This is a genomic window from Bartonella sp. CM120XJJH (assembly GCF_042194715.1).
Lineage (GTDB): Bacteria > Pseudomonadota > Alphaproteobacteria > Rhizobiales > Rhizobiaceae > Bartonella.
Map to the genome: position 1 here is coordinate 180,360 of NZ_JBHINE010000002.1, position 22,680 is coordinate 203,039.

Sequence of the window (22,680 nt, forward strand, 5' to 3'; positions counted from 1 at the left end):
TATTATGATAAATCGATATATTAGTAACAATCTCTTCATTCTAAAAAGCATCTTCATAAGAGCATTTTAGATCAGAGATAGGAATAAGCTCAAAACGCACACCGCCACGAACATCCCACACTTTTTATAACAATATCTTTTGGTATAAATCATTTCCCTCTAAAAACACTTTTTGTTTGGCAGCCTCCCCAAAAAGAACGAAAATTTTTAAACTCTGTCGATCTGTAAACAATAACAATCCAGCTTCTTGTCTAACCCGTTCTCCCTGCTCGCTTCCGATCACCCGCGCTCAAAAGACAGATTTCATGAGAGCTGTGATTTCCTCTAAACATCTCAAAGGACGATGATTCTTATCAGCGACGATTTGTAAATAATCCACTTTCTCTGGGCAGATTCCACTCAGCTTCCCCATTTATATGATTTACTCACATAAGACTCGACGAACAAGCCTGCTTAAAGCTATTCTCCCCTGTCGCTAAAGTCCATGCGTCATCATTTTATCCGCCTACTACCTAAGATGTTTTATCGCATGCAACACATTGATTTATAAGAAAATTTATACTCTACAACTTGAATGAGAGCTCTCAATATCATCAGATTCTTTCATTTCAAATCTATTCTCTGTTGAATCAATCAAAACCTTTTTCTTGCACATCACATAGAACTTGCACATCACAAGGAAAGAGAGCCTGCGTGGCGTAAAACTATACAAGAAAGGCATGCCTTTCTTATGGACTTGTCTCAAGTGCTAAAAGCTTATTGCAACACCCACAAGCTGGCAAAGTATATGAGAATACCAGTTTATTACAACACTGCGCTGTTTTACCGCACAATGGATAACTTCACCTTTTCAGTTTCTCGCACTTCCAATTTTGGCAAACTACGGACAATTTTCATTGTTTCCAAGCTTACAGTAATAACCCGCTGAAACAATTCCAAGGGATAGGCCGGATTACCCACCGTCTCAACAGCATAGCGATTAGCATCATTCACAATCCCACTCGCTTTATCCGTTTTGACAATCTGCCGTTCCATAACCCATTCAAGAGCAGACCTGCCATTGACCACATATTCATAAGCTTCAAGAGGAATATTCTGCATCGTGATATGCGCATTATAAACCACTGTGCTCTTATCAATAGCACCACGCCTACCCGCAAATTTCATCGCTTCAACACGATAGAAACTCTTCTCATCAGAAATCATCCAAGTTCTTGGATCACCCTGTTTATAGGTAACGGGATAGGGCTCAACCTCTTCATAATTCATATGTAAATCACCAAGCTTTCGCCCTGCTGTTACAAAAGCCCAAAAATCCTCTACCTTTTTAACTGTTGGAATACGTGGCAATTCTTTAGACAAATTATGCGCATAACGCGCACGATAATCTTCAGAATGCAAAATCCCATAAACATAATAAAACAAATCATCCTTTGTTATCATTTCACCAGGATATGCTGCCCTAAAATATGCCAACCCTTCATCCGTGAGTGCATCACGCCGCTCTAAACCAGTTTCTTTGCTTTCCTCTGCAAAATTTGCAAACAAATGAACCTGATCTTCCTCTTTATCTAAAGACTTAGTATCTTCATAAATATATCGTGGGAAACACTGACCAGTATCCATTGTATGAAGATTGGGTAAACTCTTAGTCATAAGGACAGAAAAGCCACTGCTTGCTCCAACTCCCGTAACTTGTATTACTCTGTTTTCAACCGCTTGCTTCATAGGAAAGATCCGCGGCATTTGGTACACTCTTTCATTGAAAGTACGGTTATAATAAAGCCATTGCTGCATGAAAGGACGATAAAGACTTTGAACTAAGCAATTACTTTCAAATTCAGAAAACTTTCCTCTTACCAATTCTTCTTTAAGGCTACTACTCCAGCTGATTTTCCTTGCATCTAAATTTACGAAATCATTCACAGCATTTGCACGCACTTTGCGGTCAGAATGCGCATAAACATTATTAAAACGTTCCACTTCATTGTTATAGAAAGTTATAGTGTTACGCATATTCTTCGCTAGATCTTCACGGCTTGAATTATATGCCCAGGCATCGCGAGTAGTTATAATCCCACGAGAAAACGTTTCAAAGAGCTTTTTATCACTACCTTTCTTATCACCTAAGGCTAAAAATTTTTCAAAATCACTGTTACGCTGATCCAGCCAATCACCATGCTCATCTGGTGTAAGCATCTTCCAGCCGTGTTCACACTTGATACCACCAATACTCCCCAACCTCTGAAGTTCACGGAGCTTCTCTTTTGTCGTGAGATTATCACCAATATCGTAATAGTGAATTTTGCAATGCTCCGTGACATTTGGATTTTTAATAAACAGTGTTACAGCGATTCCTGCCATACTTCCACTTCCGAAAACATTTTGCCCTTCTCGAGCACGTCCTTTGCTCATCATATTTTTGCGAATATCACCACGCAAATTGAGAACATAAATGCTCGAAAATTCTTCATTCAATTCTTTTCGTAAACCACTCGTAGAATATCCATTGATAAAACCTGAATTTGTAACAAAACCAATAACACCACAGTCTTTTATGCGATCACTCGCCCAGCGAATGGCACGAATATAACTGTCATAAAGTCCATTAACATTGCTCGCTTTGGATTGAGCGGCATAAGTTTCACGAATGCGGTTATCCAATTTAGGATAACCAATATTTTTCGCATTGTCGTTTTCACTTTTTTGCCCCGAAGAATAAGGGGGGTTGCCAACAATAACACGAATATCCAGTTCTTTTTGGCGTGAGCGACGTGTGCTGTTATCCACCAGCAAATCACTGATCAGGTCTTTTTCTTGCTCGTAAAGCTGGAATGTATCGGTTAAACAAATTCCCTCAAAGGGAATATAATCTCCCCCCATCAAACCATGATAGGTTGTCTCAATATTAATGGCTGCAATATAATAAGCTAAAAGCACGATCTCATTGGCATGAATTTCATGACAAAATTTGTGTTTCATCTCCTCTGGTTTTATCAAACCCGATTGTAAAAGCCGCGTGATAAAAGTTCCCGTTCCTGTAAAGGGATCCATGATATGCACATCAGATGAGCCAAGCGTTTGCCCAAATTCTTGCTCTAAGACATCATTGACAGAGTGCAAAATAAAATCCACAATCTCAACGGGGGTATAAACAATGCCTAGTTTCTCTACAGTACGTGGAAAAGCATAACGAAAAAACTTATCGTAAAGCTCTACAATCAACCTCTGTTTTGCTTTTGGATCCGTAATGCCACTGGCGCGTAATTTTACACTTGTGTAAAATTTCTCGAGATCTTTGGATTCCTTATCGAGATTCGCCTCATCAAGCACATCAAGCATACGCTGCATAGCACGCGATACCGGATTCTCACGTGTGAACTGATACCCTTCAAACAACACCTGAAAGACAGGACGCGTGATAATATGCTGTGCCAACATCTCAATCGCATCAGCCTCTGTAATCGCATCATTTAAATCATCACGCAGTTCTGCTACAAACCTGTCAAAGGCTTGACGCGCCTCAGTGTTTGGCTCTGCCAGAATACCTGTTAAGCGCGTGATATGATTCTTAGCAATTTCAGCAATGTTGCTCGCCCAATCTTCCCAATAATCACGTGTCCCACATTTCTTGACGATCTTTGCCAAAATCGCACGAGAAATTTCATCCACTGGGAAAGAAAACTCCTTGTTTACCTGATCTGTACGAGTTAAATCATATTCCGGTGTCCCAATGCCCGCTCGTGCCGGTTGTGCGCGTAGTGGAAGATTGTCTACAACAGCTGTAACAGCCTGTAACTCAGTGCTCTGCGTGACGCCAATAATCTCAATCACATTGCTGATATCCTGCCCCAAAGATGCCTTATTAATCGTCGCATCAAAACGATCATCATGCGCACGCAAAGCATTTAAAATTTGCCAAACAACCCGATATTTATCATTGTTGTTCAAAGCCTGTTCCACTGGAATCCCAGAGGGAATACCAATTGGCAAAATGACATATCCCATCTTTTTGCCCTCAGACCGACGCATCACCCGCCCAACCGCTTGCACAACATCAATCTGGCTCTTGCGTGGATTTAAAAACATGATCGCATCAAGAGCCGGAACATCCACCCCCTCAGACAAACACCGTGCATTGGTCAAAATACGACAAACATCTTCACCACTATCAGCTTTCAGCCAATCAAGTAATGCACCACGATCCTTCGCATTGAAAGTGCCATCAACATGCTCAATTTCACACTTCAGAAAGTGCTCATTTTCCGTATCCTCTTTCGTATATTCAAGATATTCTCTAACAACCGCAGAAAATTCATCACACACCAGTTCAGAACTTTCAATAGTTTTACAAAACGCTAAAGCACGACGCATGGGGTGTGGATCCGCACCAACATCAGCCTTCAGATCTTGTTTTGTCAGCGCCTTATAACAGCCAATAATCTTCGTAGCATCATCAAGAACAAGCGAAGACTGGTCATCACTAAGACGCTTCTGAACAGCTGAACTGACCAATTTTTCGTCCATTGCTAAGACAATAACCTTATAATCCGTTAAAAGATCATTTTGTACTGCCCATGAAAACCCCCGATAAAAAAGTGTTTTACCAAAAAGTTTTTCATCATCCATCGAAGCAAGAACAACATTGGCTTCATTCGCGCGACTTTTTGCATTATCACCAAAAATACGTGGTGTTGCTGTCATATAAAGGCGCTTCTTGGCACGAATAACATCATTAGAATGCACCTTAACAAAATTGGATTCATCCTCTCCAACCAGCGTTGCCCCTGTTGTACGGTGCGCTTCATCACAAATAATAAGATCAAATATTGGCAAACCATACTTTTTCTGAGCATCTGCAACCACCTGAATCGAGTGATAGGTTGCAAATACAACGCTCATCTTATCTGCAACACTCTTACCCGCCTGTTCTGCAAGTTTAGCAGCATCGGTTGTTGCTGGAAAAGCAAGATCAAACACATCAATTTCAGCAACATCATCACTATTTTTACGACGCTTTCCCACTTGTGTATCTGAACAGACAGCAAAGGATCTCAATCCAATTTCTGCATCCGTTGTCCATTCACGAACCGTCTGTGACATCAATGCCAAGGAAGGAACAAGAAACAAGACAAACTTGCCTTCACCCGCTAAATCCTCAGCAATTTTAAGACTGGTAAATGTCTTACCAGTACCACAAGCCATAATAAGCTTACCCCGATCTGCTTGAGCAAGCCCAGCACGCACATCACGCAACGCCTCCTGCTGATGTGGACGGATTTTCTTTTTATCCTCCAACACAACTTTGCCCTGGGCTGCAAAAGTTTCCCAACGGATCGGACTTTGTTGTATATTGGAAAGATTAATCCGTATAACAGGAATATCCTGCCCCCGTATCATTGTTTCAGCGTTATCACTCCAAGCACCTTCAGTACTATCTATAATAACACGCCGCTTGAATGGAGCTTTCCCTGATGCCGAAATAAAACTATCAATATCTGCTTTTTTAATCCGATATGCGGCATCATAAAATTTACATTGGATTGCCGCAAAACCCCCTCCATCACGAATCTTTGCCACAAGATCGATACCAGTATCATGAACATCCCAATCATTTTCACGAGCCCAATCTTTAAAGGTTTGAACCTTTTCATAACATCCAGACTGAAGAGGATCATGTGTTAAATAAGCAAGAGCAAAACGCTCAAAATATGTACCTTTGTCCCGTTCGGTACGCGCTTCATCACGATATGTCTGTAAAAGCGATTGCAGCGTCATGCTTTCCACCCAACTAAAAATACTTTCAATTATCGAGTCTAGACAAATTGGTCAATGCCTATTGTTCTATCCAAAAGACTCTAGATAACTCGATTTACTAAATGAACTGACTATTTATAATGGTATACGTACTAAGCAAAACAAATTGATAAAGTTTTACTTATTAGCAAAAGAGTGGAATCTGCTTCCTTCTCATCCCTGATAAATATCATGTAATCACGCACAAGAATGTAGAGATTTGCTTTATTATTTGGGTGAGCTTCTTTTTGATGTTTATCTATTGAAAGAGTATAAGTTCATACTCAGAAGGTGCTAAACGCAATAAAAGCATATTATAAAACCAATTACCAGCTATACCAATACACATAATAATAAATGCAGCAATTAACATTCCCAGCAACATGAGCCCATAAATGTATTCATCTCGTTCTCCCTATGAAGCTGGACTTGCGGAAGAGCCTATATCTGCGTCGCATAAAGCCATAAAGAATCTTAAAACCAAACGTTACAAATACCAATGTCCCTCCCTTTGCCATACAATTTGTAAAAAAACAGGGGCACGAATAAACAAAAGGAAAAGAAAAACTATAGAGACCAACACGCCCCGTATACCCGTTCGTTTTTTGGATATAAGCTGTTTTTCGTTTAAATTTTCCTCTTTTTTATCTTGTTTGTTAACAGATATACACTCCCCTTCCCCTCTTTTTAGGTTAAAATCCTAAAGCTATCGCACCCTATATTCTGTATAACTACACAATACAATGAAAATTTATTCATAATACGTTGTGCCGTAAAACTTCATCCTTTAACGTTACATAAAATACGCTCCACTTAACGAACAAAGCGTTTTCTAAAATAGAGCAGCAAACAATGCTAAACTTCCCATTCATGTTTCGCTTCATAAACGCTTCATCCAAGTGGAAAGCATCACAACAAACATTGCCCCTATTGATAAAGCTTAATCGCGCGAGAGGGCAACAACAGGGTCAAGCCGTGAAGCTTGCCGCGCTGGAGAAAAACCAAAACATATTCCAATGAGGGTTGAAAAAGTAAGAGACATAAGGACTGATTCAATGGTATAAACCAAATGGATAGGTGCCTTAAACAGAAGAAACAAGCCACCGATAGAAAATCCAAACAAGATCCCCAAACCACCACCAATCACACAAACCAAAACCGCTTCAATGAGAAATTGCTGCAAAATATCACTTTGCCGTGCACCAACTGCCATACGCACGCCGATTTCATTAATCCGCTCAGAAACGGTGACCAGCATAATATTCATCACCCCAATACCTCCCACAATCAATGAAATAGCAGCAATTGAAGAAATTAAAAGTGTTAAAATATTTGTGCTCTCCATAACACGTTCACGGAAGAATTCAGAATTTCTAATGAAAAAATCTTCCCCGCCATGCCGCATAATGAGAAAACGTTTTATCATGGTCTCCGCTAAATGTGAATCAATATCATCAGCAACCCTAACGGTAATTGCACGAACTTCTGTTGTGCCAAGAAAACGCGTCTGCACTGTTGTATAGGGTAAATAAAGCTGTAATGTATTCGATGTGTTTCCACTTGCTTGGTTTTGCGAATCAACAACACCAATAATACGCGCTGGAACATTACCCACAAGCACCACCTTTCCAAGGGGGCTTTCATGGCTATGGGGAAAAAGAACAGACAATGCTTCTTTTTCAATCACGAGATCAACCGACCGATCATGCACGCTTTTTTGATCAAAAAACTGTCCTTTGAAAACTTTAAGCCCCTGTGTCTGAAAGAATTGTTCTCCCACCCCCGCAATGACGGCATTGACTTCAACTGCACCAAAACGCACTTTCGAGCTTGTTGAAATCTGTGGTGTTACACCAGAAACATAAGGTAACCCAGACAAGGCTTCTGCATCAGCTTCAACAAGACTTGTTATTTTCTCTGCTTGTGGATCAGAAAAACTTTTGCCAGGAAAAATAGTTAATGTATTAGCACCCAAACTTTTAAAATTTTCCAGAATCTTCTCTCGTGTACCATTCCCTAAAGCCACCATAGCAATAATCGCCCCAATACCGATAATCACCCCAAGCATTGTTAAAAAAGTTCGCATTCGATGTGCATTCATTGCTAACAAAGCCATGACAAACGCCTCACGGAATCGCTCAACAAAAGAACGAAAAAAGCCCAGTTTTTGTTGGCCCTTTAGATTTTGTTGTTCCTGAAGAGATTTTCCACCAACTTTTGTTTTTGCAACCTTTGACCGCTTATCGGCAATAATTTCCCCATCACTGATTTCGATAATACGCTCTGCTCTTTCAGCCACCTGCATATCATGGGTTACAATGATAATGGTACGCCCTTCTTGATGAAGTTCATCCAAAATACGCAATACTTCTTGCCCACTCTTTTTGTCCAATGCACCAGTTGGTTCATCTGCAAGAATAACCTCCGCATTATTCATGAGCGCACGGGCAATAGAAACACGTTGTTGCTGACCACCGGAAAGCTGATTTGGACGATGATTGACCCGATCACCCATGCCCAAACGCGTTAAAAGATCTTGTGCACGCTTTTTCCTTGCTTCCACGGCACATCCCGCATAAATAGCCGGAATTTCAACATTACCAAGAGCTGTCAATTCATTCAACAAATGGTAGCGCTGAAAAATAAAACCAAAATGATTACGTCGCAAAGCCGACAATTCATCAGCAGAAAGGGAAGCTGTTTCTTTACCAGAGATCCAATAACGGCCAGAAGTTGCCCGATCAAGACAGCCTAAGATATTCATCAATGTAGATTTTCCTGAACCAGAAGCTCCCACAATCGCTACCATTTCACCGCGCTTAATGGTAAGATTGATATCCTTCAAAACGGTAACAAACGTTTCGCCCGCGGGAAATTTGCGCACAATATTTTCCAAGACGAAGACAGCATCTGCTTGGTTCGTGTTCATGGTTTAACTCTCGTCTTCGCTATGCATGTTAGAAGACTCTGGCATCACTCCATCAGACGAGCCGGTGATGACAACATCACCCTCGTTAAGTCCTGAAACAATCTCTGCCATAACCTTGTTATTCAACCCAACGCTCACCTGTTTAGTAACCACCTTATTTTCCCCCACCAAAACAGAAACCCACGCTTTACGCTCTCTTGTCTCATCGCGTAAAGCATCACTTGGAACCAACAAGACATTCTGCGCGCGCCCTAAGATAATATGAACTTGAGCAGTCATATAGGTTCGCAAAAAATTGTCCGCATTATCAACATGTAGAATTCCATTGTAATAGATAGCCGACGATATTAAAGCACTAGAACCGCCCACCATACCAGGATTAATACTCACATCAGCACGAATTGCTTCAGGAGCCGGTTCTACCTTTTCTAAAACGCCTTCATAACGACGCTGAGAATTACCTAGAACTGTAAAATAAAGTGGTTGTCCAGCTTGGACTTTAAGAATATCGGCTTCTGAGATTTGCGCCTTGATCGTCATCTTTGATAAATCACCCAAAATAACAATTGTTGGCGCCGACTGAACCGCATTCACATTTTGCCCTTCTTCCACCACTGTTGCCAAAACCGTTCCCGCTGAAGGAGCCGTGATACGTGTATAACCTAAATTAACCTCTGCACTTTCTACATCAATTTGTGCTTGCACAATCTGCTGACGAAGTTGTTCAATTTGTGCCTCGCGTATTTTCACCTGTGTCGTAGCCTCATCGAGGTTCGCCCGTGAAATCGCACGTGTTTCGATCATTTTTTTCTGACGCTCTAAATTTTTCTGTGCAAGAGAAAGATAGGCTTCTTGCTCTACTAAACTCGCATAATAATGCGATAATGCTGCTTTTTTTCTTTTTAAATCATTTTCCTGATCTGTAGGATCAATTTCTGCCAAGAGATCGCCTTCTTTCACAACACTCCCAGGGGAAACGCGCATTGACACCACACGCCCTGTTGCACGCGCACCAACAGCCACCAACCGATAAGGACGCACAAGACCAGAAGCTAAAACACTTTCCTCAATATCTCCACGCTTCACCACTGCTGTGATATAAGTTGGAGTAGATGTTCCAAAAAAAACAGAACGTAAACACAACAAGAGAATGAGAAATATAGCAGTTAAAAAGAAGGAAAGTTTTTTGTGTTTTGTAATGAAATTTTTGAGTAAGTTTTTTTTCATTTCCCTACCTTTGCACGCGAACGAGGTGCATTATCAACGACTTCTGGACGCGATACATCAACAACGCCATCCCAGCCCCCCCCCAATGCTTTCATCAACGTGATATATTGCGTAACCAAAGAAACACGGCTATCTTTAAGCGCCATTTGTGCAGAATAATAAGAGCGATCAGCATTTAACAATTCAAGAAAACTAGTATTTCCATTCTCAAAAAGGCTCCGTGAAAGTTTTAAGGAATGAAGAGACGCTTTATTCGCAACGATTAGCTTTTCTAAGCGTTGATGTTCCTTCGTTAATCTTACAAGCGCATTTTCTACATCTTCTAAAGCCTCCAACACAGCAGCTCGATAAGCAATAAAAGCTTGATCACGCTGTGCACGCGCTACCACAATAGAAGCCTCAACCTGACCTCCATTAAAAAGAGGAAAACGCAGACCAGGTCCAAAAGACCAGCCAATCGTTGAATTTTTCCATAACTGATCAATTGCCGTTGCTGCTGTCGAAATATTACCTGTTAAAGTAAGTGATGGATAGCGATCTGCTTCACGTTGACCAATTCGCGCTGTCGCTTGCGCATATTGACGCTCCGCCCGTCGTAAATCCGGACGTGTTAATAAAATATCAGCCGGAATTCCTGCTGGTATTGGCCAATGTGGTTGTGGAATCTTTGCATGCTTAGCATTTCTTTGTAAAAGATCCTTCAATGCCGTCGGCACACGACCTGTTAAGACAGAAAGGCGATGAACGCTCATTGCTAAATTCGCTTCCATCTGTGATATATCTGCTTCTGTATTTGCCATTTGTGCTTGCGCATTTGAAACATCGAGCTCTGAAACATCACCAGCTCTTAATCTAGCGCGCATCAATTCATAGGTTTTACGTTGTGATACAGCAATTTGCCGCACAATAAACAACTTTTGTTGCCAACCACGCATTTGCACATAATTTGTTGCCACATCTCCCAGCAGTGTCACCATGGTAGCGCGCATATCTTCCACAGCCGCATCAAGACCATAACGCGCTGCTTCAACCGCTCGTTTATGCCCACCAAAAAAATCAAGCTCCCAGCTTGCATCAAAACCACTACTATACTGGTTTAAAGACACATCAGACTGTCCAGAACGACTACGGGTTCCTGAAATTGAATTGGACACATTTGGCAAAAGAGTTCCCACAACCTGTCCCAAACCCGCACGCGCCTCACGTACCCGCGCTTTGGCAACAGCAACATTATTATTTCCAGAAATCGCGTAATCCATTAACGCATCTAGAACAGGGTCATTCAAACGCCGCCACCATCCGGCAAGCGCAACTGACTGCCCTGCAATCTGTGCAGATTTTTCTCCCCAAACTGCTGGAACACGAAAAGATGTTTTCTGGTAATTAGGACCAACCATACATCCTGACAAAAGCAACCACAACAAAACACTAGAAAGTAATCCACGAGAAGCGCCCCTTTTGAGATTTCTGATATACATCTAGTCTCCCGCATTCTTTCAGAATCATTATTTAATATTAATACTTTATTTACCTCTTATTTCAAACTTGACGTGAAAAATCAAACACAGTTTGCACAGGAATATGATCTGAAGGACGTTCCCATCCGCGCGCATCACGAAAAATCGAAAGATCTACAACAAAAGGTACTAAATCTTGAGAAGACCAAACATGATCAAGCCGCCGCCCATAATCGGTAAATGCCCAATCGCGTGCACGATAACTCCACCATGTGTAAAGCTTGGTAGGAACAGGGATATGCAACCGCATGAGATCAACCCATCCACCTTGACAACACAAAGCTTTTAAACGCTCGGTTTCAATGGGAGTATGGCTTACAACCTTCAACAATTGCTGATGAGACCAAACATCCTCTGCCAAAGGAGCAATATTCAAATCGCCCACCAAAAGAGAAGAAAGACCATCTCCTTGATCAGCACAAATGGAGGACATTTCTTCTAAAAAATCAAGCTTATGCCGAAATTTTTCATTCACATCAGCATCAGGAATATCTCCCCCAGCAGGAACATAAAAATTATGAATCCGCAAGCTTCTCCCATAGGCTTCCACAATAACTGAGATATAACGGCAATCTTGGTTTTGGCAAAAGAAACGCTTTTCTACCTTTTTAAAAGGCAAACGAGAAACAATAGCCACCCCGTTATAAGATTTTTGTCCACTCAATGCGATATGCTTATAACCCGCTGCTTCAAAAGCCTCCACTGGAAATAAAGCATCTGGACATTTCGTTTCCTGTAGGCACAAAACATCTGCGGAAAAGAGTTCCAAATACTGAAAAACCTGTGCAAGACGCAAACGAATAGAATTAATATTCCAAGTTGCAATACGAAAGAACATCCATTTCAATCCCAATGAAATAACACAGCACTATTTCTTCGAAGGAAGTGTAAACATTCCATTAGCGAACCGGACGTCTGTCCGCACATTCATAATCTGCACAGTAGTTTCCAAATTTTGTTGGTCAACAATTGTCCACTGCCGCAAAGCAGAGCCTTTAGAATCAAAAACCATCCTTATTTGCCCTGCCCCAATCGTTTTATCACGCAGAACAATCGTCACCGCCCCTGGATCTTCGCGAAATGCGAATAACCGCCCAGAAGATACATCAATTTTATCATCTAGCAAAAACTTCATTGGCGTTTGCGAAAGTTGTGAAAAATTCCAAGTATTCAAAGCCCGATTGTTAATACCTACAAATTGGCCATCTGCAATAATCTGTAAAGGCATTTTTTTGTAAATGAAACGAATTTTCCCTGGGCGCTCTAAATAAAATGTCCCCTGAGACATTTTCCCCTTTGGACTAAACTGGATAAAATCACCTGTCATTGTTTTGATTGCCGCAAAGTGATTTACAACATTTTGCGCCTTTATCACTTTATTAGATGCTTGCGAAAAAACAGGAAAAGTGAAATACCAAAAGATAATAATTCCCACCAACCCAAAGACTCTTCTTTGCGGCAAAAAAGACGTTTTCATAAAAAATGCTCCCAAGCAATGCTTAATTGACTTTATAATTTATAACTTAAGTGACCAACGATGAATAAATACCCTTCTTTATAAAATATAAGATATTGTTTGAAAAAACTATCAAAAGATTTTTAAAAGTATTCTTCTTCGACAGTCTCAAAAACTTTCCGCTTAACCATATCATTTACTAGACTAATGATACCTTCTTCTTCCATCTTTTCAATCAATGTTGTGGCACGATTATAATCAATACCTAAAAGACATTGAATATAAGAAGCTGAAGCCTTACGATCACGAAACACAATAGCAACAGCTTGACTATAGGGATCATCTACTAAAGAAAAAGATAAAAAACATCCTTCTTTATTTCTTGCAAGCTCTTGCGGTATCATTTCCAAATAATCAGTCTGCATTTAAGTTTCCGAAAGCATCCAAATTCCTGCTTTTCTAAACGCATAATATATTCTTTCCCACTCCTAATCTATGAAACAACATAAATTATAGTCAATACATAACGGATTAAGTACTAAGCATATTGCTCGCGAATCTAAAAGCTTTTTTAAGTGGCAAAAATGCTTTTTTGACTTCCTTCCAACCCAAAAGAATAAAAATTTCCACCGGAACCAATCTGTAAACAGTTTGAAGTTTAGCAGATTTCACTTAGCTTCCTACCCCATAGATTCATTTATATAAGGCTCGACAGATAAGCCTTGCCCTAAATATTTAGAGCGCACTTTAAAAGACACTTAAATATCAAGACTTACATGCTTTTATACCCCTACATTCGCAATGACATTATTTTATACCAAGATATTGATTTATAATAAATTATCTTTTTAACTTAAATCATAACGCCAAATACAGTAAGATTCTCTCATCTTATACTCTCTCATATTGAATTAATTCACATCATTTGCTTGCACGTTACAAGCAAGGTTGGTGTATGGATAAAAGTTATATGAGATATAAGAATCCCCTTATAAAGAGTCTCAAGTGCCAAGGAGCTATCGCAAATCGAGAACTGGTATATGAAAATGCAGACTTTCTACGATACAGTAGAATAAACACTTGTTTTATAAGATATTATAAAAGCAACTATAAAGATTTTTCAAAAGCGTTCTTCTTCGGCAGGCACTAAAATTTCTCGTTTCCCTGCGTGATTTGCTGGACTAATGATACCTTCTTCTTCCATCCTCTCAATCAATGTCGCAGCACGGTTATAACCAATGCCTAAACGGCGTTGAATATAGGAAGTCGAAGCCTTACGATCACGAAGCACAATAGCAACAGCTTGGCTATAAGGATCATCTTCTGAAGGAGAAGCCAAAGAAACATCGGCACCATCCTCTTCAACTTCTTGCGTAATTGTTTCCAAATAATCCGGTCGTGCTTGTGCTTTGAGATGCGCAACAACCTGCTCCACTTCATCATCCGCAACAAAAGGACCATGCACACGTTGAACACGTCCTCCTCCCATCATAAAAAGCATATCTCCTTGTCCCAATAACTGCTCAGCCCCCTGCTCGCCTAAAATTGTTCGGCTATCGATTTTTGAACTCACTGAAAAAGAAATACGTGTAGGAAAATTAGCTTTGATCGTCCCAGTAATAACATCGACAGAAGGACGCTGCGTCGCCATAATTACGTGGATACCGGCAGCACGTGCCATTTGTGCTAAACGTTGAACCGCGCCTTCAATATCTTTACCAGCAACCATCATCAAATCAGCCATTTCATCAATAATGACAACAATATAGGGCATAGGACTAAAATCAAGCGTTTCCGTTTCATAAAGAGGCTCTCCGGTCTCGCGATCAAATCCAACTTGAATTGTCCGCGCCATTGTCTCTCCCTGACTTGCTGCTTCCCTAAGACGTGCATTAAACCCATCAATATTACGAACGCCTAATTTTGACATTTTACTATAGCGCTCTTCCATTTCACGCACAGCCCACTTTAAAGCAATCACGGCTTTTTTAGGATCTGTCACCACGGGTGTTAATAAATGAGGAATGCCATCATAAACTGAAAGCTCAAGCATTTTCGGATCCACCATAATGAGACGACATTGTTCAGGTGTCATACGATAAAGCAATGATAAAATCATTGTATTGATAGCAACAGACTTTCCCGATCCTGTTGTACCAGCAACCAAAAGATGGGGCATTTTTGCTAAATCTGCAATAACAGCTTCTCCCCCGATTGTCTTACCCAAAGCAAGTCCTAGCTTTGCTTTGCTGTCAATAAATTCTTGCGCCTGCAACATTTCTCGTAAATAAACCATCTCACGCTTTGCATTAGGCAATTCTATTCCAATCACATTGCGTCCTGGAACCACCGCAACACGCGCCGAAATCGCACGCATTGAGCGTGCAATATCATCTGCCAAACCAATGATACGGGAGGACTTAATGCCAGCAGCCGGTTCAAATTCATACAAAGTTACCACCGGTCCAGGACAAGCATCAATAATTTGCCCCTTGACTCCAAAATCTAACAAAACCCCTTCAAGTTCCTGAGAATTTGCTCTTAAAACAGCAGGAGAAAGTTTTGCATCCCTAACAGACGGCGGTGGAACCGAAAGATAATCTACAAGAGGAAGAACAAAACCACCATTTGAAGAAGCTGTTAAAGACTTTCGATTTTTAGCAGGAGAAACATAGGCTTTATTTTGATTTTCCTCACACTTTACTTTTTCACCCAAAAAAGTTGGCTCAATCCGATCAAATGACTTTCCTTTCCCTTTACTTTGAAAACGCCTTTTGAAACAGAACAAACGAAAAAAACGCGCTTGTAAAAAATAAAAAAGATGTAAAAAAGCGCCGCAAGTTGTCGCAAAAAAACCATGATTTTCACGTTCATCCTCTGCGGCATATTCCGTATCTTCTTCCAACTCAAAAACTGGATTAACGATTTCGTCTTTTGGAATACTTTTTTCTTTTCTTTTCTTTGTTCGACGCCGCCATATCACATTGCCAGCAAAAGCAGCAGTGAAAAACCCTAAAAGAATAAAAACAACACTGAAAAACACCGTGTAAGGAGGAGAAAGAAAAAGAGGAAAGACTGAAGAAGCAACACTTAAAACTTTATCTCCTAAAACCCCTCCCAATCCCATTGGCAATGGCCAATAAGTAAAAGAAGCAACAGGTGACATAAGGGCAAAAGCAATTAAAAAACAAATGGTTGATAGCACCCATAAAAAAAAGCGAAAAGTCAAATTGTAGATATTCTTTTGCGCCAACAAGAGAAAAGACCAAAATAACGGCGGCAACAAAACAGCAAGACTTGCCAAGCCAAAAAACTGCATAATAAAATCTGAAAAAATTGCCCCCATCCACCCCATAAGGTTTGTAACCTCATTTGTACTTGCATGGGTTAAAGATGGGTCCGCAACATTCCACGTCGCCAAAGCAAACACACAAAAAATAATAAAGCCCAAAAGCCCAAGCCCAATAAACACCCCTATCTGACGTAAAAACATCTCAATAAGACGCGAACTTTGAGAATTTCGCACTTCTAATGAATCATAAGGAGAAGAACTTCGGTGCATCTATCAATTCCAAATACAAAACTTTCATATTTTAAAGAGTTATAACTCCCTCTCTCTCTTAAAAAGGATGAAGCTTAAACTCTATGCCGATTTGTAAACAAATAGCCTGTAAACAATCCGACTTCTCATCTAGCGCGTTCTACCTTCTAACCACTTCATATCATTCATATACCACCACCCTAAGAGATAATCCTTCATAAGGCGGATAAAAAGCTTTTCCTGAATATTTATCACACGATCAACCAAAAAATACCTCATGTGTAAAGTGTTACATGGGTGCTACAGCACCTTCCTAAACAGATGATGTTTTTTACGCTACATCATGATAACGGCAAAATATGAATACTGTTTTAACCATCACGAATGAACACAATTTTTTATCTATCATACTAACTAAATGTCCCCCTTCAGAACAGGTAACACTGAAGTAACTCATACAACTTAAAAATACACGACCACCTTTGTTTATTTTTAGTTTTCTTTTTTATCAACCAAGTGTAAAAAGAATTGAAGAGGATATTCAAAAAAAGCTTATCCGATAAATCTGCAAAATGAGTCACATAAATGATTAAGCAGAAGAACTCTGAAAAACCAATCTATCATCAGATTGGCGCTAAAAATAAACCTCGTTTTATAAAGCAGAGAGAAAAGTAAAAGTTAAGATATGTTAGGCAATGTAAAAAGATATTCTTTTTAAAAGAAAGCAAACTATAAACAATGGAAGAAGTATTGTGTGTTCTAATCGCAATAAAGACGTACAACCCAATAAAAAAATAAAATCTCATAAAACGAAACAATGTGATCTGCTCATTGCAGGAGGAGCGGCTGTCGGTTTAACTCTAGCGATAGCACTCAAACAAACAGCCCCTAATCTGAAAATAAAAATCGTTGATGCTGCTCCACAAGGAGATACCCCTGCTTCTAACATACGAACCATTGCCCTTGCTGCTGCTTCTATTCGTATGTTAAAACAATTACAATGTTGGGAACCTATAAAACCCTATGCGCAACCCATTCATTCAATGATCATCACAGATACAAGCACAAGTGATCCTGTCAAACCCACTCTTTTAACCTTTGAAGGCGACATTAACCCTGGTGAGCCCTTTGCTGCTATGGTAGAGCATAGAGAGCTCATCAACACTTTAAAAAAACGTGTCAAAGATCTCAATATCCCTGTTATTGCAAACACGCGTGTCATTGATTTTCATCAAGAAGACCAGCATACAACTGTCAATTTAAATAATGAAGAGGTTTGGCAAACAAAATTGCTTATTGCAGCTGACGGAGCCCATTCGAAATTACGCCCAAAAGCAGGTCTTAAAAACTTTTCTCATCCCTATAAACAAACAGCAATCATCTGCACAGTTGAACATGAAAAACCTCATAATGGTCAAGCAATTCAACATTTTTTACCTGCCGGTCCTTTTGCTCTTCTCCCTCTCAAAGGCAACCGATCCGCCATTGTGTGGAATGAAGGTCATAAAACTGCGCAATATTATCTCAAAGCTGATGAACTTATTTTTGAAGCAGAACTCGAAAGACGCATTGGCCATCGATTAGGCAAACTCTCTTGGGATGGCGAACGTCAAGCTTTTCCTTTGAGTCTTTCTTTAACACGTCAATGCGTTAAACCACGTTTTGCTCTCGTTGGTGATGCCGCCCATACCATCCACCCCATTGCAGGACAAGGACTCAATTTAGGATTACGCGATAGCGCTGCCCTCGCTGAAGTGATTATTGAAACAGCACGTCTAGGCCTTGACATTGGCTCTCTCACTGCTTTAGAGCGCTATCAAAGCTGGAGACGTTTTGAAATCGTCCGTATGGCTTTAAGCAATGATTGGCTTAATAAACTCTTTTCTAATGATAGCCTTCTTTTACGGATGCTCCGCGATACCGGCCTTGGAATCATTAATCAAGCGCCCAAAATAAAAAAATACTTCATTCAAGAAGCTGCCGGACTCACTCCAAATGCCCCACGTCTTCTACAAGGCTTCCCACTTTAAGAAAAAATTCATACCATTCTACAACCTTTACCTCTCTCCTTCAAAGAACAAAAAACTCCTATCTCATACAATCTGTTTACAAACCAGATTCCTGTCGAGTAATTCTCTCTTGACTTCCTCCTCCCATATTTCACTTCACATAAGACTCGACAAGCAAGCTACATTCTAAGAATATTCACCACGCACTGAAAAAAATGTCTCAAAAAAGTTGCCTTATACCTCCACACCATAAAAGAAGACATTTCACGTCATAACGAAATAAACAAGACTTTTTAGCACACAACACTTTTATTTATAATAATAATTCATTATTCTTATATTGAATGAGAAAGCTGAAGATCATAAAATACTCTTATTTCAAATCTCTCTCATGTTAAAGCAATCAAAATCATTCGCTTGCACATCACAAGCGAGAGTGTCCTATAAATAAAAACAATTAAACAAAGCAATAAAAAGCCTCCCCCTCTCAAGTACCAAGAGCTTTAGCAGCAGTGGAAGCAAGTAAGTGTATAATGGCGCCAGCTTACACTTTTTATTGAAGTAAAAAATGGTGGACTACAATGGATCTTATATGATCATAGGAACTTTTACGTTATACTATTCACGAGAAGCGCCGTAAAATAAGCTTAATTGCTTTGAAACGTTTTTTTTAAAAAAGCGCGTAAATTGGTAACACAAATGTATTGCGTTTGGAGCATTCTGTTTCTCAAACAGACTCTTTAACTTATTGTGGAATACCACATGATTTCAGGAAAAATATTCTGATATATAATTAAAGTGTTCCGTACTCTATACCATCACACACAATTGTAAACCTGTATATCACCCCCCTATTTCACACCATAAAAGAAGATAAACCGCAATAGAAATAACCCAATTCTTTTATTTTCAAATACGCTCTTTATTCATTATTCATAAATGCTCATAAATGAATTTTAATCACAAACGCTCAAAAATATGTCATAAATTCTATAAACCCACAACAGCCATAGAAATTTTTCATTTTCTACACACTCACTCATCTCAATTAAACCAACGATAAACAAAGTAAATGCCTCATATATATCTTACAGAAAAAAGGCCAAACAAACTCTATAATATCAGGATTGTTCTACAGAACAGTATTTCAAAAATATAAGTATGCTAATTTATCAACCTCTTAATTGATAAAACTCTTTATTTGCATAGACGAAAAAGAGCAATGTCAATAAAACGATAAAAAGAAGCAAAATATCCCCCTCTCTCAAATGCCAAAAAGCAATTATAATATTTTAATCTGGCATTATCATTATGCTTGCCAGATTATAACAACAAAACCTTTTGCATTTAAATAAATTTGTTCATGCTCCCTATCATTGTATTTGGTCACTCAATACTTTAATATATTTGTTCAGTATGTTTATACAATCAAATTACCCAAAAGAGCACACTTCTTGCATTTACATTCCTTGGTATTCCCTTATCTTTTAAATATCGCACACGTGTTACGTTACTTCGAGTTCATCAAGTGTATACCCATTCTCCAACCACTCTTTAATCCACTTAGGTCTACGTCCACGCCCATTCCATAATTCCCATTGGTTATTGGGATTTCTATAATGGCGCTCTTTGCTTACAAGATCAGCGATATCAATTCCATGGGCATTAGCAATTTCAAGAATTTTTCGTCGCGCATTTTGCTTTTCCTTTGCTTGCCGTTTTTTTAATTCCACATCGATTTGTGTACGCATCTCTTGTAGTTCATCAAAATTCATATTCTTGAGATCATTCACCTTAATTACTCCCCTTGCAAAAAAGAATCTTTTCTTGCCATATTTTAAACACAATTATAGACAATTTCTGTCTATTTATTATCGAAATTAAAATTACGATACATATATCACTTTGACGGAGATGTGCTTTGGACCACAAAGAGCTATTTATTGGTATATCAATTACCACCACTGCATCTTTTTTCAGTTCAATTGCTGGAACTACTAAATGCAGTGCTCAAGCACCATCACACCTCTCTGACTCTCATAAATCAGGTGTCAAAAGTAAATATAAATCATCACTCTATAAGTTATGGCAATACGCAACAAAGAACAAGCCCTCTCTGTATAATGATGGTGTAGTTCGTTATAACAATAAAACCTCCGCTCACACACAGCGGCTTTTTACTTCGTATAAATGTTTTTTGAAGAGATTTTTTCAACTAGAGAATTATATAAAACAAGCAGCTTCAATACAGTATCGAAGATTATTATTTTTTAAAAACTCCGTCTTTTCTCGTGGTTCCAATAATATTGGTTGGCGTAATATGCTCTATTTTGTTCCACGCTTTTATCTTTCTTGTTGGATATTCGCATATATTAAAAATATTCTTAGGAGAAAACAAAACAATAATCACAAGGGATATTCTAAGCTAAACAATCTCGTTCTGCAAATTTATAAAATCAAAAAACAACGAGAAAAAGCACCACAAAGAATGAGCATTTATATTAATAAAATTCTTCATAATAAGGTGTATTGCTAATGATTGTTCCAGATTTAACATTTTTTGCTGCTGCATACATGTCCAATACGCCCCCCCCCATGACATTTTCAGTTATCGCCGAGCAAGAAGCACAGGACAATGTCTATGTAACAGATGATAAAGATAGCTTGTTTTATCAATCATCTCAGCTTGAGAAAACAATCGCAACAGCTGAACAGTTTAAACAGAATAAACATAATTTCAACATAATTTCAGGGAAAATTAGTGTTGGAAATGTGAAATTGTGTTCTCTTTTTGATGTGTTTGATTTTTGCAGAAATATTAAAGCTGAACAAAGCGCTTTAACTTACTGCTATGAACAAACAACATCAAAGCGCATCTTTGAAAAAGCGACTTTGCAGTCTGTGCTGAATTTTTACGATACAGAAAATTCAAACAACATCTCTGTGCAGAAAGTTACTTCATATATTGGAGCAAAGGCTGCTGTACAAGAAAATGAAGATTTGCAGGAGCCTGTAAAGCTTAAAAAAGAAGAACCAGAACAGACAACTAAAGTAGATTCTCTTCCTCTCTCTTCAAAAGGAGAGGAAGATGCATTTACACATAAAGAAAGTGGCGCCCGCGATGCTTTTTCAGCTGAAGATTCTTCTTCATCGAGAGGATCGCTAGAGTGACAACTGATATTTTCACGAAACACTAGAATTTTGATAGGATATTATAATGAAAGGTAGATAAGAAAATGTTAAAGCTCTAATTAGTAAGATTGAACAAAATCTTTTCTAATTGAGGGCAAAGATAATGAAAATGATAGAACAAAACAGCGTTGATATAGCATTTAGTCAAAAAGCGGCACGTGAGATTACGGTCGTGATGCTTTCAGAAAAAGAATGGTATTTCACGTTTATTTCCGATGATCCAATCACCGGAAAGCCAAATAAATATACGTTACTTACACAAAGAGGAAAATTAAGAACTTGGGCTGATCCAAAATATCTCTTTAAGTTTCTTCATGAACGAGGGGTCATTTGTGGGAGTTTTAATCTTAATCAGGATAAAGAACATGAAACAATTAAATATTCTTCACACAACAGCTCGTAATAAAATTGCTGCATTTTCTGCAGCTTTAACCATATTTTTTACGGCACATCCCATCTGCGCTCAAGCGCAAGTTTTAAACAACGCAAAGACAGCTCTAACAGATTTACAGACAGACTTAAAGGTAATTATCCCTATCGCTGCTGCCGTTATCCTCTTGTGCTTAGCGATTGGTTATGCGGGACGTTACATCGGAAAAGACACATTTGTACGCTGGGCAATAGGTGTTGTTATCGCAGGTTCTGCAACCCAACTGGTTACTCTGCTATTTAAAACACCGTGATAATGGCGTTAATTATAAAACACGGTATGTTTATTTATATAAAAAATATTATCTAGATTTTAACAAGAGTGAAATATGAAAAAATTAGCTAGTATTCAATCGAAAAATAACAACAAAATCATCGCAATTTCTGCAGCTATGACTGCATTCTTTATGAATAGTTCTACTCATGCACAAGCCCAAGTGAAAACTTTACAAAATGCGAAAACAGCTCTAACAGATTTACAGGCAGACTTAAAAGTGATTATCCCTCTCGCTGCTGCCGTTATCCTCTTGTGCTTAGCGATTGGTTATGCGGGACGTTACATCGGAAAAGACACATTTGTACGC

At 39.1% G+C, this 22,680-nt stretch carries 14 protein-coding genes and 1 pseudogene; 6 read left to right on the forward strand and 9 right to left on the reverse strand.

All coding sequences use genetic code 11. The features are described 5' to 3' along the window. Positions 1 to 822 precede the first annotated feature (822 nt). The 8 genes and pseudogenes from ACFIKU_RS01735 to ACFIKU_RS01770 all read right to left on the reverse strand — a co-directional run bounded on the left by ACFIKU_RS01735 (position 823) and on the right by ACFIKU_RS01770 (position 16,487). Entirely contained in the window at positions 823 to 5,778 is a 4,956-nt protein-coding gene (locus ACFIKU_RS01735; RefSeq protein ID WP_375656492.1) for a DEAD/DEAH box helicase, read from the reverse strand. 958 nt (positions 5,779 to 6,736) lie between these two features. Next, positions 6,737 to 8,725: a MacB family efflux pump subunit gene (locus ACFIKU_RS01740; protein ID WP_375656493.1), complete on the reverse strand. Its 1,989-nt coding sequence runs from the start codon at positions 8,723 to 8,725 to the stop codon at positions 6,737 to 6,739. A gap of 3 nt (positions 8,726 to 8,728) precedes the next feature. Then, positions 8,729 to 9,952 carry an efflux RND transporter periplasmic adaptor subunit gene (locus ACFIKU_RS01745; RefSeq protein ID WP_375641880.1) on the reverse strand — a complete coding sequence of 408 codons (1,224 nt, stop codon included), beginning with the start codon at positions 9,950 to 9,952 and terminating at the stop codon, positions 8,729 to 8,731. After that, on the reverse strand, positions 9,949 to 11,430 hold the full coding sequence (locus ACFIKU_RS01750) for an efflux transporter outer membrane subunit (protein ID WP_375656494.1): 1,482 nt from the start codon (positions 11,428 to 11,430) through the stop codon (positions 9,949 to 9,951). The genes ACFIKU_RS01745 and ACFIKU_RS01750 overlap by 4 nt, the downstream gene beginning before the upstream one ends. Positions 11,431 to 11,491: 61 nt before the next feature. Continuing rightward, the gene (locus ACFIKU_RS01755; protein ID WP_375641882.1) at positions 11,492 to 12,307 is read right to left on the reverse strand and encodes an exodeoxyribonuclease III; all 816 of its coding nucleotides are present in this window, start codon (positions 12,305 to 12,307) and stop codon (positions 11,492 to 11,494) included. Between the two features lie 30 nt (positions 12,308 to 12,337). Continuing rightward, complete coding sequence (locus ACFIKU_RS01760; RefSeq protein ID WP_375641883.1) at positions 12,338 to 12,946, reverse strand: outer membrane lipoprotein carrier protein LolA; 609 nt, start codon at positions 12,944 to 12,946, stop codon at positions 12,338 to 12,340. A 122-nt stretch (positions 12,947 to 13,068) separates the two neighbouring features. Continuing rightward, positions 13,069 to 13,341, reverse strand: a pseudogene (locus ACFIKU_RS01765) (DNA translocase FtsK); the annotation flags it as partial. 704 nt (positions 13,342 to 14,045) lie between these two features. Beyond that, the gene (locus tag ACFIKU_RS01770; protein WP_375641884.1) at positions 14,046 to 16,487 is read right to left on the reverse strand and encodes a DNA translocase FtsK 4TM domain-containing protein; all 2,442 of its coding nucleotides are present in this window, start codon (positions 16,485 to 16,487) and stop codon (positions 14,046 to 14,048) included. A gap of 731 nt (positions 16,488 to 17,218) precedes the next feature. Between ACFIKU_RS01770 and ACFIKU_RS01775 the strand changes: the two genes are divergently transcribed. Beyond that, entirely contained in the window at positions 17,219 to 18,496 is a 1,278-nt protein-coding gene (locus ACFIKU_RS01775; RefSeq protein ID WP_375641885.1) for a ubiquinone biosynthesis hydroxylase, read from the forward strand. A gap of 1,484 nt (positions 18,497 to 19,980) precedes the next feature. Here ACFIKU_RS01775 and ACFIKU_RS01780 read toward each other — a convergent pair. Further along, on the reverse strand, positions 19,981 to 20,268 hold the full coding sequence (locus tag ACFIKU_RS01780; protein ID WP_015857007.1) for an H-NS family nucleoid-associated regulatory protein: 288 nt from the start codon (positions 20,266 to 20,268) through the stop codon (positions 19,981 to 19,983). Between the two features lie 128 nt (positions 20,269 to 20,396). On the opposite strand from ACFIKU_RS01780, the gene ACFIKU_RS01785 reads away from it, so the two are divergent. From ACFIKU_RS01785 to trwL (ACFIKU_RS01805), 5 genes are all read left to right on the forward strand, one after another. Further along, positions 20,397 to 21,011, forward strand: a complete 615-nt coding sequence (locus ACFIKU_RS01785; protein ID WP_375641886.1) for a hypothetical protein — start codon at positions 20,397 to 20,399, stop codon at positions 21,009 to 21,011. Beyond that, on the forward strand, positions 21,011 to 21,646 hold the full coding sequence (locus ACFIKU_RS01790) for a TrwN protein (protein ID WP_375656495.1): 636 nt from the start codon (positions 21,011 to 21,013) through the stop codon (positions 21,644 to 21,646). The genes ACFIKU_RS01785 and ACFIKU_RS01790 overlap by 1 nt, the downstream gene beginning before the upstream one ends. 124 nt (positions 21,647 to 21,770) lie before the next feature. Next, entirely contained in the window at positions 21,771 to 22,070 is a 300-nt protein-coding gene (korA, locus tag ACFIKU_RS01795; RefSeq protein WP_375656496.1) for a KorA family transcriptional regulator, read from the forward strand. Beyond that, on the forward strand, positions 22,033 to 22,350 hold the full coding sequence (trwL, locus tag ACFIKU_RS01800; RefSeq protein WP_375641889.1) for a VirB2 family type IV secretion system major pilin TrwL: 318 nt from the start codon (positions 22,033 to 22,035) through the stop codon (positions 22,348 to 22,350). The genes korA and trwL (ACFIKU_RS01800) overlap by 38 nt, the downstream gene beginning before the upstream one ends. 75 nt (positions 22,351 to 22,425) lie before the next feature. Beyond that, positions 22,426 to 22,680, forward strand: a 255-nt coding sequence (trwL, locus tag ACFIKU_RS01805; RefSeq protein WP_375656497.1) for a VirB2 family type IV secretion system major pilin TrwL, incomplete at its 3' end; no start/stop codon positions are given.